Source organism: Bathymodiolus azoricus thioautotrophic gill symbiont (assembly GCF_001298715.1).
Lineage (GTDB): Bacteria > Pseudomonadota > Gammaproteobacteria > PS1 > Pseudothioglobaceae > Thiodubiliella.
Genome location: NZ_CDSC02000034.1, coordinates 1 through 15029, shown reverse-complemented (window position 1 = coordinate 15029; position 15029 = coordinate 1). Strand labels below are relative to the sequence as shown.

Below are 15029 nucleotides of genomic sequence, written 5' to 3'. Positions count from 1 at the left end.
AGTTAGCATGAAAAGCTAGCAGAAAATCTTGACTGTAACACTTACTTTGCCAAGCCGTATTATAGTTGGGAAAGGGGCTTAAACGAGAATCACAATGGACTGTTAAGGCAATTCTTCCCTAAGCGAATGGCTTTGGATAATGTGAGTGAGAAAGAAGCATTTAGGGCAACAGATTTAATGAATAATAGATCTAGAAAATGCTTGGGGTATAAGACCCCATTTGAGGTCTTTGCTAAGATGACTGGCAAAGACTATTTTTTAAATGGAAGTGTTGCACTTATGGGTTGAATTCGCCCTTGAATTAATTCAAACTAAAACAAAGATAATGCTAATTTCATCCAAAAGTCCGGGAACAACCCAACAACTAAGATTAATACGGCATTAATTGATAAAACCAACTTCATATCCATTGGTGCGTTGACTGTTGTTTCTTTATCACCCTCTTCAAAATACATTGATTTAATAATTTGCAGGTAGTAATAAGCGCTAATAACAGCAAATACAACGGCAATGATTGCTACCGTGATCATGCCGCTGGATATCACTTGTTGTAAGACGAATAATTTTGCATAGAAGCCGATAAATGGTGGCACACCTGCCATTGACAACATAATCATTAACATCATAAGCGCAAACCAAGGTGAGTGCTTGCTTAGCCCTTTGTAGTCGCTAATCAAATCAGCTTCAAAGCCCTTTTTATTGAGCAAGATAATAATACCAAATGCGGCTAAACTCATCAACACATAAGCCAAAATATAAAAAACTGCTGAACTATAACCTGTAATCACGCCAGTCACAAAACCCAGTAGAACATAACCAACATGTGAAATGGTTGAATATGCCAACATTCGCTTAATATTGGTTTGCATCAGTGCCACGATAGAGCCAATGGCAATAGATAAAATCGCCAGCACCATAAATAAATCCGACCAATAAGGCTGCATTGATCCTAGCCCATCAACCAGTAAGCGCACCAACATTGCAACTGCAGCAATCTTTGGCACCGTTGAAATAAATAGTGTGACTGAAGTTGGTGAGCCTTGATAGACATCTGGCACCCACATATGGAATGGCACCGCACCTAGCTTAAAAGCAATACCAATTACTAAAAATACCAAGCCAAAATTAAGCACCAGTATCTCTCTTGAAGCTAATACTGTGCTATTGGCAAAGGTGGCAATCTCAGCAATATTAAGACTGCCACTGATACCGTAAACCATGCTCATGCCATAAAGCAATAAACCCGAGGCAATCGCACCCAAGACAAAGTATTTAAGTGCTGCTTCAATCGCACCGGCTCTATTTCGTGCAATAGCGATGAGTGTGTAAAGCGATAAGGATAAAATCTCTAAACCCAGATACAAAGTTAGCAAACTGTAGCCTGAAACCATAACCATCATACCCAGTATTGACAACATAACCAAAACAAAATACTCGCCCTTAAATAAAGAATGTTGTATTAAATAATGACGCGAATAAACCATTGCCACCATCGCTGCTGCCATCATAAAGACTTTAAATACTGACGCCAAGTCGTCCAAGACAAATGAATACCCAAAAATGATTGTCTCTGGCTGCCCAATGAGATTAAACGACAATATACCTGTGATTAGTAAACTTAACTGCGTTAAGTAGTAAGCTACCTGCTTGAATGGTTTGGTTAAAAATAAGTCTAATAACAAAACCACAACAATTGCACTCAATAAAAATATTTCTGGCAAGGCTACCATTAATGAAGCTGTGTCAAATTGGACAGTATTTATCATTATTTAAACTCCTCTTACAATTTAGACGTTAATGCTTGATTGAGCAAATGCTCAATTGAAGTGTGCATGACTTCAATCATTGGCTGCGGATATAACCCTACCACTAGCACAGCAAGCGCTAATATTGCTAAAATAGAGAATTCACGGCCGTTAATATCGTTAAGTGTTTCTACAGCTGGATTGGTAACAACACCCCAAAATACACGCTTAACCATCCATAATGTATAAGCTGCACCCACGATTAGCGTGGTGGTGGCTAATACCGCATACCAAATGTTGGCTTGCACAGCACCCAAAATTACCATAAATTCACCCACAAAACCTGAGGTGCCTGGCAACCCTGCATTTGCCATTGCAAATAACACCGCAAAACCCGTAAACTTCGGCATAGAGTTAATCACACCACCATAGGTTGAAATTTCTCTTGAATGCAAGCGGTCATACAAAACACCAACCACTAGGAACATCGCAGCCGAGATAAAGCCATGTGAAATCATTTGCACCATTGCACCTTCTAGACCAAGGAAGGCACCTTCTGGCGCCTGTGAGTCGTAAGCTAAGAATAAAGCAAATACGCCTAGCGTTACAAAACCCATATGTGAAATTGAAGAATAAGCGATTAGTTTTTTCATATCCCTTTGCACCAAAGCAACAAAACCAATATAAACCACTGCAATAAGCGATAAAACAATCACCACATCTGAGAATTGCAAAGAGGCATCAGGCGTAATTGGTAGCGAGAAACGGAAAAAACCATAACCACCCATTTTCAACATAATCGCTGCCAGTATGACAGAACCACCCGTTGGTGCTTGAACATGTGCATCAGGCAACCAAGTATGCACAGGAAACATCGGCACTTTAACAGCAAATGCCATAAAGAACGCCCAGAAAATCCACGCTTGCTCTGTTGCTGTTAAACTAAGATTATGCCATTCTAGAATTGAGAATGAGCCACTTTTGTTGTACATATAAATAAGTGATATCAGCATAAATACTGAACCTAAAAAAGTGTATAAGAAGAACTTAATCGCCGCATAAATACGATTATCACCCCCCCAAATGCCCACAATGAGTAGCATTGGAATCAATGATGCTTCCCAAAAAGTGTAGAACAAAATCCCATCAAGTGCTGAAAATACACCAACAATCAAGCCTTCCATCATTAAGAAAGCTGCCATATAATGTGCCGGTCGTTTTTGAATGACTTCCCAACCTGCCCCAATCACTAAAACAGTTGAAAAAGTTGTTAGAATAATCAACGGCATAGAAATACCGTCAACGCCTATATGATAATTAATATTGAATTGTGTAATCCAAGCACTCTTTTCAACAAATTGCATAAGGTGTGTTGATGAGTCAAAGCCCGTCCATAGACTAAGTGACATGAAAAATACTAAAATAGCAATGGCCAAACTCATCCAACGAGCCGTAGTCGCTCGTTCATTGCCCAACACAATAACCAGCCCGCCACCTAAAATTGGCAACCAAATTAATAAACTAAGTAGAATATTTTGCATAATTATATAAAAACCTCAAATCTCAAGTAATGGCTTGTCGCCCATAAATAGCGCCCAAGTTAAGATAACTAATAAACTAAAAATCATAAAGAAAGCATAATGATAAACATAGCCCGTTTGAATTGGACGAATCACAGAACTAACAAAGCCAACGAATCTAGCGCTACCATTAACTATCATTGAATCAATTATTGTAGAGTCAGATACTTTCCATAAAATATGCCCCAATTTTTTAATACCATTAACGAATACAATTTCATTAAAACGATCAAAACCATATAACGATTCCAATACATAGTTAGTGCGCTTAAAAGTCAAGCGCACCCAAATAGCCCACTGCGTTCTATACAATGAGAATACCCAAGCAGCCACGATACCGCCAATCATCATCCAGAATGGTACGGTTTGTAGCGCATGAGAAATCATTCCTAATGCGCCGTGGAATTGTTGTTTTAGCTCAGCCACAGACATATGATTTGATGTAACGGTAATAGCCTCATCCAGCCAACCCTTAAATAACATGGGTTCAATGGTTAAGTAGCCAATAACAGCCGAAGGAATTGCCAACATTATCAATGGAAAGGTGATTGACAATGGTGACTCATGTAAGTGTTTGGTAGTTTCGTGTTTAACGCGCGACTTGCCGTGGAATACCAAGAAAAACATTCTAAATGAATAGAATGCGGTAATAAATACACCGGCAACTACTGCATAATAAACCCAATCAGCATAAGGTAATTGAGAGAAGTGTACCGCCTCAATAATCATATCTTTTGAATAAAAACCAGAAAATCCAGGGAAGCCAATGAGTGCTAGTGTGCCAATCAAAGCCGTCCAGTAAGTAATTGGCATGTATTTTTTTAAACCACCCATTTTACGAATATCTTGCTCGTGATGCATAGCAACAATCACCGAGCCTGCACCTAAAAATAACAACGCCTTAAAGAATGCGTGTGTCATCAAGTGAAAAATTGCCACTGAATAAGCACTCACACCTAAAGCAACTGTCATATAACCCAACTGCGATAGAGTTGAATATGCAACCACTTTCTTAATATCATTTTGCACGATACCAAGCAAGCCCATAAATAAGGCTGTGATTGCACCCACTATCATCACTACTGTAAGCGCTACATCACTCATCTCAAACATCGGCGACATACGCGACACCATAAAGATGCCTGCAGTCACCATAGTTGCTGCGTGAATAAGTGCTGAGATTGGCGTTGGACCTTCCATTGAACCTGGTAGCCAAACATGGAGAGGTACTTGTGCTGATTTTCCCATAGCACCAACGAACAACAACAAACAAATTACAGTGATTAAATCCGTACCCCAAAGTGTCTGATTGAATGTGTTATCAAGACTGACAAATACCTCTGCATAGTCAAGTGAGCCACTAAACGCTAACACCAAGCCAATACCCAATAAGAAACCAAAATCACCCACACGATTAACTAAAAAGGCCTTGAGATTGGCCTCAACAGCACTTTCTTTATGGTGCCAAAAGCCAATCAGTAGATAAGAAACTAAGCCCACCGCCTCCCAACCGAAGAACAACTGCATAAAGTTGTTGCTCATCACCAACATAAACATCGAAAAAGTAAATAGTGAGATATAACTAAAGAACTTGGTGTAATCCTTGTCATGGCTCATGTATCCAATAGTGTAGATATGCACCATTAAAGAGACAAATGACACCACTACCAACATCACAGAAGTTAAATTATCTACCAAAAAGCCAACGCTAATATTGAGCCCACCAATTTGCATCCAAGTGTAGAGATTTTGATTAAAAACCGCGCCTTGCTCCAATACATGATAATCAAACACCACTAACGCAAGCACAGTAGAAACCAATACACCCAAAATCGTAATCGTATGCGTGACATGTCGACCCAATGTGCGACCAAAAAATCCTGCAATAATGGCGCCTAGTAAAGGTGAAAGTGCAATTGTTAAATAAATTTTTTCCATAACTTACTCTAATTTATCCTTTTAAACTGTTAGTGACATCAACACTGATAGAGCCTCTAATTCTAAACAATAAAGTTAGAATCGCTAATCCAATTGCAACTTCTGCTGCTGCTACCGTCAAGATAAAGAAGACAAAGATCTGCCCTGCTTCATTGCCCAAGAAATAAGAAAAAGCAATAAAATTAGTATTTACCGCTACCAAAATCAGCTCAACACACATCAACAAGGTGATGATATTGGTTCGATTAACAAAAATACCGACCAAGCCAATACAAAAAATAATGGCGCTTAGAATTAAATAATCACTCAAACTAATCATTATTTATTCTCCTTGTTTTTTGGGGTAATTGAAACCAAACGCACTCTGTCTTTTGCTTGAACTTTAACCTGCTCTGAAATTGATTGACCTTTGCGATTAACTTCTTTACGGTGCACCAAGGTAATTGCTGCAATAATCGCAATTAATAACAGTACTGCCGCCAATTCAAATGAATAAATATAGTCAGTATAAAGTTGTAATGCCAAAACGGTAATATTGCTATAGTCTGCGCCGTGTCTTGCTGGTGCTGCCATCACACCCAAACCAAACTGGTTATAACCCAATACCATTGCCATTTCAGTAACAATGATAGCTGCCACCAACAAACCAAGTGGCAGATAACCAGCAAACTTTGCACGCAAAGTAGATTTATCAATATTCAACATTTTAATAACAAACAAGAACAATACCATGACTGCGCCAACATAAACCAAAATCAAAGTAATTGCTAAAAATTCTGCCTCAAGTAAAAGCCAAATACTTGCTGCGGAGAAAAATGCCAAAATTAAAAATAGCACAGCTTTCGCTGCATTACGCGAGAAAATCATTGCCAACGAACTGGCAATAAACCAAAATGAAAATATATAAAAAATTATTTGTTCAGAATTCATCATTTACCTGTATTTTGCATCTTCTGCTCTAGCTTCACTAATGGCTTTTTCGTTATTATCACCAACTTTCAATAAGCGCTCTTTGGTCATAATACTACCTTGCCTTGAATCAATAAATACATAATCAAAAATTTGCGTTTCAACAATTGCGTCAACGGGGCAAGCTTCTTCACAAAAACCACAAAAAATACACTTGAATAAATCAATATCATACTGCGTGGTACGACGCGAGCCGTCTTCACGCATTTCAGATTCAATGGTAATCGCATTTGCCGGACAAACCGCTTCGCACAGTTTACAAGCAATGCAACGCTCTTCGCCATTTGGATAACGACGCAAGGCATGCAAACCTCTAAAACGCGGTGAAATCGGTGTTCTTTCCTCTGGAAATTGCACCGTAATTTTTTTGTTAACGAGTTCTTTGGCAGTGATTTTCATACCACTGCGTAACTCACTAAGGCTAAAATCTTTAATTAATTTTTTAATGTCAAATATCATAGTAAATTATTTCCAAGAAAGGCTTTTCAAAACCAAGGCCCTATTTTAAATTGCGTCATTAATGCTACAACAAAAATCCAAACAATAGTCCATGGCAGAAATACTTTCCAAGATAAGCGCATAATCTGGTCATAACGAAAACGCGGAAAAGTCGCACGAATCCATAAATACAGAAACATAAAAAAGGTTGATTTTGCTAATAACCAAATAATGCCCGGTACCCAAGAAAATCCTGCCCCTAAATAAGCAATCCCTCCAAACGGAGAGTGCCAACCGCCAAAAAACAGTATCACCGCCAACACTGCCATAAAAATCATATTGGCATACTCTGCCAAGAAAAATACTGCAAAAGTCATACCTGAATATTCAACATGCGTACCGCCCACAATCTCAGATTCTCCCTCTACCACATCAAAAGGTGCGCGGTTAGTCTCCACCAAAGCAGAGATAAAGAAGATAATCATCATTGGGAACAATGGAATAAAGTACCAATTTAACACCCCACCTTTTTGTGCCATTACAATATCGTTAAGGTTAACACTACCTGCAATCATCACCACCGTTACCAAAGCAAAACCAATAACGATTTCATAAGAAACCAACAACGATGCACTACGCAATGCACCTAACAATGGATACTTAGAGTTTGATGCCCAACCTGCTAAGATAATGCCGTAAACGCCTACTGAGCCAATTGCCAAAACATATAACAAACTAATATCTAAGTTAGCAACATACATGCCTTCATCAAAGGGAACTACCGCCCAAATAGCAATCGCAGGCGCAATGGCCAATACAGGCGCTAACAAGAATAGATAAATATTTGCCTTACTTGGAAAAATAATTTCCTTAGTCATCAACTTAAAAGCATCTGCAATCGGTTGCAACCAACCTTTTGGACCAACACGGTTAGGCCCGATACGCAACTGCATATAGCCAATCACTTTTCGTTCTGCATAAGTAAAGTAAGCCACCACCAACATTAGTGGCGCCACCAAAGCCATCGCCTTAATTAGAATAATAACAATACTAGCGAATACACCATCAAACCAAGGGAACAATTCATATATCCACTGCCAAAATTCTGTCATGATTTATCTCCAGTTGACTGGTTTGCATGAACAAAGATGCAATTATTAGCTACTTTTTCAGTAATAATAACTGGCACGCCTAGATATTGTCCGCCTTCTTTGATACCTTCCTTCTTCGCGGTGGCTTTATTCATTAATGCGTTGTGCATTTGACCAATCTTTGTCGCTTGCAGTGCAGTTGCATGTCTTGATAACACATCAATTGCATAAGGTGATTTCTGCCAAATGACACTCACGCCTCGCTTTGCCGTAATATTAATTTCTTTATTGTCTATTTTTTGCTTATGGCTTTGATTTGAAATTTCACCGGTAATTTGCTCAGAGTTCGCATAGTGAAAGCCTGACAATTCTAACAAATCTGCCAATACTTTTAACACTTTCCAAGCTGACTTAGACTCACTTGGTGCACTGACTGCTGCTGCAAATGATTGCATAACACCTTCAATATTTATATGCGAGCCTGAGGTCTCATAGAAACTTGCAATTGGCAACATTACATCTGAATATCGCGCAACCTCTTTATCTCTAAAGCTATTCATTGAAACAACAAAAGTATTTTTATTATCTAATGATTTAATCGCTTGTACAGAATTATGAAAATCATACTGCGGATAAACATCTAACAAAATATAAGCACCCAAGTCTGCTGCTAACATTGCATTTGCATTCAAGCCGCCTTGACCTGGAACAAAATTTACCATTTCAGCCGCCATTGAATTTGAGGTTGCACTAACATTTAGCGTTGTAGAACCCGTTTGTTGTGCAATCTCACTAATTAATTTTGCAATGCTGGCAGCTTGTGGGTTGTTAATTGCATGTTCACCTAAAATAATCACTGAATTATTTGACTCTAACAACTCATCTGCGATACACTTCGCCACATCACCTATTTTAACTTTACCTAGATATTTTGGAATCTCAGCACAAGAACGCTCTAAGATTGATTTCAATACCTCTGCCAATATTGCCACTGTTTGACCTGGTGAAACAATATTTTCACTATTGGTGCGATAATTAAAATCAAACGACATGGCATTAATCACATCAATACTTGCACCTGCTAAGGCTGCCTTACGCAAACGATGATTGATCATTGGCTGCTCTAAACGCAGATTAGCGCCAATAATCAAGCTGTGGTCAACCTTTTCTAATTCTACTAATTTAATAGTGGATTCTAAGTTAATCACATTGTCTAAATCTTTAACATTAAGACGATAGTCTATATTTTCAGAACCTACTTCTCTTAACATTTTTTGCAATAAATGAAATTCTTCAAGCGTTGCCGTATTTGAAGTTAATGCACCAAGTTTATTGCCACCACCTGTATTCAATGCATTATCAACCAAACCACGCACTGCAAACTCTAATGCCTTATCCCATTCTACTTCTTTCCATTGTCCATCCATCTTAATTTGCGGCTTAAGCAATCTATTTTCATGTGCCAAACCTTCATAAGAAAAACGGTCTCTGTCAGAAATCCACGTCTCATTCACGCTGTCATTATCTCTAGCAACAATTCGCTTAACTTTGCCTTTGTATGTTTGCGTGAAAATATTAGAACCCACCAAGTCGTGTCTCGCAATATTTGCCACAGAATGCATCTGCCATGTTCTTAGTTCGTAACGGAATGGCTTAGAAGTTAATGCGCCCACTGGGCAAACATCAATCATATTACCTGATAACTCTGAGGTAATACCTTCTTTCAAGAATGGCTCAATCTTCAAATCTTCACCACGACCCGTACCGCCCATTTCCATAATGCCGCCAATCTCACTACCAAAACGCACACAACGGGTGCAATGAATACAGCGCGTCATATCGGTATGAATTAATGCACCAATATCGCTGTTGGCAACAATACGCTTGCCTTCCGTAAAGCGCGAGACATCTGAGCCATAGCTCATTGCCACATCTTGTAATTCACACTCACCACCTTGGTCACAAATCGGACAATCTAAGGGATGATTAATAAGTAAAAACTCCATGACTGCTTTCTGTGAAGCCTTGGCTTTCTCATTTTGGGTGTGGACTTTCATGCCTTCGTTAATCGGCGTAGAACATGCAGGTTGTGGCTTTGGCGCACCTTCAACATCTACCAAACACATACGACAATTTGCTGCTATCGATAATTTCTTGTGATAACAAAATCTTGGCACACTGATGCCTTCTCTGTCAGTAACAGCGATTAGCATCTCACCTGCTTTGGCTTTGACTACATTACCATCAATTTCAATTTCAATATCAGCCATCTAGTATCCTTTCACCATGCTCTCACCATGCTCAATATAGTATTCAAACTCCTCACGAAAACATCGCAAAAAACTCTCCACTGGCATTGCTGCTGCATCACCAAGCGCACAGATTGTATTGCCCATAATTTTGTCCTGAACACTCAACAGTAAATCAATGTCCTCAGGTTTTCCATCACCGCCCATAATACGCTTTAACACACGATACAACCAACCTGTGCCTTCACGACACGGCGTACATTGACCACAGGACTCATCGTAATAAAAGTGTGCAAGTCGCGTCAATGCCCCGACCATACAAGTTGAGTCATCCATTACAATCACTGAACCTGCACCCAACATTGAGCCAGCAGCCTCAATCCCGTCATAATCCATCGTCATTGCCATTGCTGCTTCTGCAGTCAATACTGGGGTTGATGATCCGCCTGGAATCACGGCTTTTAATTTTCGCCCTTTGCGTAGTCCGCCTGCCATTTTAAGCAAATCTTTAAACGGTGTACCCATTGGCACTTCAAAATTCGCTGGATTTTGCACATGGCCCGTCACTGAAAATAATTTACAACCGCCAGAATTTTCCACACCAATATCGGCAAACCATTGTCCACCTTGTGCCAAAATATCAGGCACAGAAGCAAAACTCTCAGTGTTGTTAATGGTGGTCGGCTGACCAAACAGCCCTACATTTGCAGGGAATGGTGGCTTAAACCTTGGCTGGCCTTTTTTGCCTTCAAGTGATTCTAACAATGCGGTTTCTTCACCGCAAATATAAGCGCCAGCACCTAAATGTGCGTACAGGTCAAAACTCACACCACTGTTCTCAATATCTTTGCCTAGCAATCCTGCTTTATAAGCCTCTTTCAACGCACCTTCAAAACGCTTGAACGGCTCCATGAACTCACCACGGATATAGTTATAACCCACACTTGCATTCATCACAAAACCGCCAATTGCCATACCTTCAATCACCGCATGCGGGTTATACCTAAGAATATCTCTGTCTTTACAGGTACCTGGCTCACCTTCGTCAGAATTACACACCACATATTTTTGCACATCAGACTGGCGAGGCATGAAACTCCACTTCAATCCAGTAGGGAACCCCGCACCACCTCGACCACGCAGACCAGATGCCTTTAATTCACCAATAATTTCTTCAGGTGTGATTTTGCCTTTTAAGATTTTACGCCAAATCTTATAACCGCCACTTTTCTCGTACACTTCAAGCGAATGGCAGTTTTTCTTATCTAGATTCTTGAAGCAAACTTCATTCATTTGAGTTTGTCCACAATGTCATCAATTTTTTTCTCGGTTAGATTTTCGTAATAAGTATCACCAATCTGAAACATTGGTGCACCAACGCAAGCACCTAAGCACTCAACTTTTTTCACATTAAGCAAACCATTTTTTGTTACTTGACCCGTTTTCACACCAAGCTTCTTCTCTAAATAAAACACCAAATCGTCCGCACCATTTAGCATGCATGAAATATTGTGACAAATGCGAATGGTGTGTTTGCCTACTGGTTTATGATTATAGTTCTCATAAAATGTTGCGACTTCGGCCGCTGCAATGCTTGACATGTCTAAATAATCAGCCACCTCAGCAATAGCCTCAGCACTCAAGCTGTTCTCATTTTCTGCCTGTACAATCTTCAACGCCTCCATCACTGCAGAACTTTGTCGCCCTTTTGGATATTTTTGTATCCAAGTATCAATTTGTTTTTTTGCTTTATTCGAAATCATAATTTTTACCTGTCAATCTCGCCAAAAACAATATCCTGTGTCCCAATAATGGTCACCACATCAGACAACATATGCCCTTTTGCCATCTCATCCATTGCTGCTAAATGCACAAACCCTGGGGCGCGTATCTTCACACGATAAGGTTTGTTTGCACCATCAGAAATTAAATAAATACCAAATTCACCCTTAGGATGCTCAATGGCACAATAAACTTCGCCTTCTGGCAAACAATAACCCTCAGTAAACAGTTTAAAATGATGAATGAGTGACTCCATATCATCTTTCATCTCAGTGCGTTTTGGCGGCGCTACTTTCTTATCGTTGCTCATCACTGAGCCTGGATTTTCTCTCAACCAATCAACGCATTGCTTGATAATGCGATTGGATTGACGCATTTCTTCCATACGCACCAAGTAACGGTCATAGCTGTCACCTGTAGCACCGACTGGAATATCGAATTCTAATTTATCATAAACCGCATATGGCTGATTTTTCCTCAAATCCCACGCCACACCAGAGCCTCTGAGCATAGGCCCAGTAAAACCTAATTGTTTGGCACGACTAGCAGAAACAATGCCAATGTTTACCAAGCGTTGTTTCCAAATACGGTTGTCTGTCAATAAGTCATCATATTGTTTAATGTTTTTTGGGAATTCTTTGACAAAGTCATCAATAAAGTCTAATAACGAACCTTGGCGATTTTTGTTCATCGCCTCTAATTCTTTAGGTTTGCGGAAATCATTTTTTAAATATTGTGGCATCTTCTCAGGCAAATCACGATACACACCCCCTGGGCGATAATAAGTCGCATGCATTCGTGAGCCTGATACCGCCTCATAGCAATCAATTAACTTTTCTCGTTCACGAAAAGCGTACAAGAAAATACTCATAGCGCCCACATCAAGCCCGTGTGTACCCAGCCACATTAAATGATTAAGGATGCGAGTGATTTCGTCAAACATGACACGAATATATTGAGCGCGTTCAGGCACTTCTAACGCAAGCATGGTTTCGATTGCTCTAACATAAGCATGCTCATTACACATCATAGAAACATAATCTAATCTATCCATATAACCAATAGATTGATTATAAGGCTTGGACTCTACGAGTTTTTCAGTGCCGCGATGGAGTAATCCAATATGTGGGTCAGCGCGCTCAATGACTTCACCATCAATTTCCAAGATAAGACGCAAAACACCATGCGCCGCAGGATGCTGCGGACCAAAGTTAAGTGTATAGTTACGAATCTCTGCCATTTTATAAACCTTATTCCCTAATTACTTTTGGTACATTAACATTTGGCTCAATACTCACCGGCTCATAAACCACTCTACCCAGTTCTTCATCATAACGCATTTCCACTTCACCAATCATCGGGAAATCCTTGCGTAATGGATGACCAACAAAACCATAGTCGGTCAAAATACGGCGCAAATCTGTATGGTTTTCAAACAAAATACCAAACAAATCAAAAGCTTCTCGTTCATACCAATCCGCTGCCGCCCAAATACCTGTAACGGTTTCAATCATCGGTTGTGCTTCGTCAACAAATGCCTTTACACGCAGTCGGTAATTCTTATTCACCGACAATAAATGATAAGCCACAGCAAAGCGTTTTTCATGCCTATCTTCACCACCACACGCCTCACGACCTCTGCCAAAACCCGAAGAACTGGCATTAGCATCCCAATCAGATTGCCCATAAGTCAAATAATCCACGCCACACAAATCAACCAAAGTATCAAACAAGAAAGTATCTCTGAGTTTCAAGCAAGACTTGATAATATCACTAACATCAACTGTTAAAGTCAATTCGCCAAATGCATCAATAATATTGCCTTCGCCAAATTCTTCAATAAGTTGTTCTTTTAAGTCTTGCATTAGGTTCTCGCAATAGTGTTGGTACGACGAATTTTATCTTGTAATTGCAAAATACCGTAGAGTAGCGCCTCTGCCGTTGGCGGACAACCAGGTACATACACATCCACTGGCACAATGCGATCACAACCACGCACCACGGCATAAGAATAATGATAATAACCACCGCCATTTGCACAAGAACCCATTGAAATCACCCAGCGAGGCTCAGGCATTTGGTCATAAACTTTCCTAAGTGCTGGCGCCATCTTATTCGTCAGTGTACCCGCTACAATCATCAAATCAGATTGGCGTGGTGTTGGTCTAAAAACGACACCAAAACGGTCAAGGTCATAACGCGAAGAACCTGCTTCCATCATCTCTACCGCACAACAAGCCAAGCCAAAAGTCATTGGCCACAATGAACCTGTTCTCGCCCAATTGATTATCTTATCAAGCGATGTGGTTACAAATCCTTCTTTCATTAAGCCTTCAATTGCCATAATTACCCTTGAATTTAAACTGAGTGCGTGACAAGCTTAACACAAATCTTATTCCCATTCTAGCGCCCCCTTCTTCCATTCGAAAATGAAACCTACGACCAATAAAGATAAAAATATACTCATTCCAATAAAGCCAAACCAGCCCAGTTGAGATTGAACCACTGCCCATGGAAACACGAAAGCAACTTCCAAATCAAATAAAATAAATAAAATTGCAACCAAATAATAACGCACATTGAAATACATACGCGAGTCGTCAAAAGGAGGAAAACCACACTCAAACTGAGAGTTCTTCTCTTCATCTGGTTTGCTTGGACCTAGTGCATAGCCAATTAACATTGGAACAACACCAAAGGCAATTCCTAACAAAATAAAAACTACAATGGGTAGATAGTTTTCTAACACTCAATTATCTCTCATTATATGACATATCAAGCATTATAGACAATTTATTGTCACCTCGGTGGTCAAATATGACACCCAAATCCAAAAATAGAACCACCCAACCCAAAAATACCAATCAAAATCCTAAAAACCACCCCATTCAAGTCTTGCATCCATAAAAATACAGACAATACCCCCAATTTAATAAGATCAGCACAAACTATCCGATATTTTGGATCGTTTAGGTTTTTTAGGTGTGCTTAAGCCTCCTTTGTTTAGGCAGAGCTTATTTTGTTGTTCGTTTAAATCAAGATAGCAACGGCTTAAACGTTTTGATGTTGTTTAGCACCTGAGTAAGTAAGTCATAATATTGTGCTTGGCACTTAACAATCACTTGTCTGCCTGTCTGCCATGTTGAAGTACTTTAGCGGCGATAGCATAGAGGCGATTGCGCACATACTTTGCTCTTTTATTGGCAAATTCAAGGGGTAATATTTGACGCATTAGTG

The 15029-nt window shown here is 39.7% G+C and carries 14 protein-coding genes and 1 pseudogene; 1 reads left to right on the top strand and 14 read right to left on the bottom strand.

Annotation, left to right across the window (positions count from 1 at the left end; all coding sequences use genetic code 11):
• Positions 1-6: 6 nt before the first annotated feature.
• Positions 7-288, top strand: a pseudogene (locus BAZSYMA_RS10600) (transposase); the annotation flags it as partial.
• 23 nt (positions 289-311) lie between these two features.
• Here BAZSYMA_RS10600 and nuoN read toward each other — a convergent pair.
• From nuoN to BAZSYMA_RS00610, 14 genes are read right to left on the bottom strand one after another with little or no spacing between them, the layout of a single operon-like run.
• The gene (nuoN, locus tag BAZSYMA_RS00675; RefSeq protein ID WP_090714522.1) at positions 312-1766 is read right to left on the bottom strand and encodes an NADH-quinone oxidoreductase subunit NuoN; all 1455 of its coding nucleotides are present in this window, start codon (positions 1764-1766) and stop codon (positions 312-314) included.
• A 14-nt stretch (positions 1767-1780) separates the two neighbouring features.
• On the bottom strand, positions 1781-3286 hold the full coding sequence (locus BAZSYMA_RS00670) for an NADH-quinone oxidoreductase subunit M (RefSeq protein WP_090714520.1): 1506 nt from the start codon (positions 3284-3286) through the stop codon (positions 1781-1783).
• Between the two features lie 15 nt (positions 3287-3301).
• On the bottom strand, positions 3302-5263 hold the full coding sequence (gene nuoL, locus BAZSYMA_RS00665; protein WP_090714517.1) for an NADH-quinone oxidoreductase subunit L: 1962 nt from the start codon (positions 5261-5263) through the stop codon (positions 3302-3304).
• A gap of 13 nt (positions 5264-5276) precedes the next feature.
• A complete protein-coding gene (gene nuoK, locus BAZSYMA_RS00660; RefSeq protein WP_090714515.1) occupies positions 5277-5582 on the bottom strand; it encodes an NADH-quinone oxidoreductase subunit NuoK in 306 nt (101 codons plus the stop codon).
• Positions 5582-6193 carry an NADH-quinone oxidoreductase subunit J gene (locus BAZSYMA_RS00655; RefSeq protein WP_090714524.1) on the bottom strand — a complete coding sequence of 204 codons (612 nt, stop codon included), beginning with the start codon at positions 6191-6193 and terminating at the stop codon, positions 5582-5584. The genes nuoK and BAZSYMA_RS00655 overlap by 1 nt, the downstream gene beginning before the upstream one ends.
• 3 nt (positions 6194-6196) lie before the next feature.
• Entirely contained in the window at positions 6197-6691 is a 495-nt protein-coding gene (gene nuoI, locus BAZSYMA_RS00650) for an NADH-quinone oxidoreductase subunit NuoI (RefSeq protein ID WP_090714513.1), read from the bottom strand.
• A gap of 26 nt (positions 6692-6717) precedes the next feature.
• The gene (nuoH, locus tag BAZSYMA_RS00645; RefSeq protein ID WP_195910026.1) at positions 6718-7782 is read right to left on the bottom strand and encodes an NADH-quinone oxidoreductase subunit NuoH; all 1065 of its coding nucleotides are present in this window, start codon (positions 7780-7782) and stop codon (positions 6718-6720) included.
• Complete coding sequence (gene nuoG / locus BAZSYMA_RS00640) at positions 7779-10031, bottom strand: NADH-quinone oxidoreductase subunit NuoG (protein WP_090714507.1); 2253 nt, start codon at positions 10029-10031, stop codon at positions 7779-7781. Before nuoG ends, nuoH begins: the two co-directional genes overlap by 4 nt.
• Positions 10032-11303 carry an NADH-quinone oxidoreductase subunit NuoF gene (gene nuoF / locus BAZSYMA_RS00635; RefSeq protein WP_090714505.1) on the bottom strand — a complete coding sequence of 424 codons (1272 nt, stop codon included), beginning with the start codon at positions 11301-11303 and terminating at the stop codon, positions 10032-10034.
• Positions 11300-11773, bottom strand: coding sequence for an NADH-quinone oxidoreductase subunit NuoE (gene nuoE / locus BAZSYMA_RS00630; RefSeq protein WP_090714502.1), 474 nt, complete (start codon positions 11771-11773; stop codon positions 11300-11302). Before nuoE ends, nuoF begins: the two co-directional genes overlap by 4 nt.
• Before the next feature lie 5 nt (positions 11774-11778).
• Positions 11779-13032 carry an NADH-quinone oxidoreductase subunit D gene (locus tag BAZSYMA_RS00625; RefSeq protein ID WP_090714499.1) on the bottom strand — a complete coding sequence of 418 codons (1254 nt, stop codon included), beginning with the start codon at positions 13030-13032 and terminating at the stop codon, positions 11779-11781.
• 10 nt (positions 13033-13042) lie between these two features.
• Positions 13043-13657: an NADH-quinone oxidoreductase subunit C gene (locus BAZSYMA_RS00620; RefSeq protein WP_090714497.1), complete on the bottom strand. Its 615-nt coding sequence runs from the start codon at positions 13655-13657 to the stop codon at positions 13043-13045.
• Positions 13657-14136 carry a NuoB/complex I 20 kDa subunit family protein gene (locus BAZSYMA_RS00615; RefSeq protein WP_090714494.1) on the bottom strand — a complete coding sequence of 160 codons (480 nt, stop codon included), beginning with the start codon at positions 14134-14136 and terminating at the stop codon, positions 13657-13659. Before BAZSYMA_RS00615 ends, BAZSYMA_RS00620 begins: the two co-directional genes overlap by 1 nt.
• 48 nt (positions 14137-14184) lie before the next feature.
• On the bottom strand, positions 14185-14541 hold the full coding sequence (locus tag BAZSYMA_RS00610; RefSeq protein WP_090714490.1) for an NADH-quinone oxidoreductase subunit A: 357 nt from the start codon (positions 14539-14541) through the stop codon (positions 14185-14187).
• Positions 14542-15029: the final 488 nt, after the last annotated feature.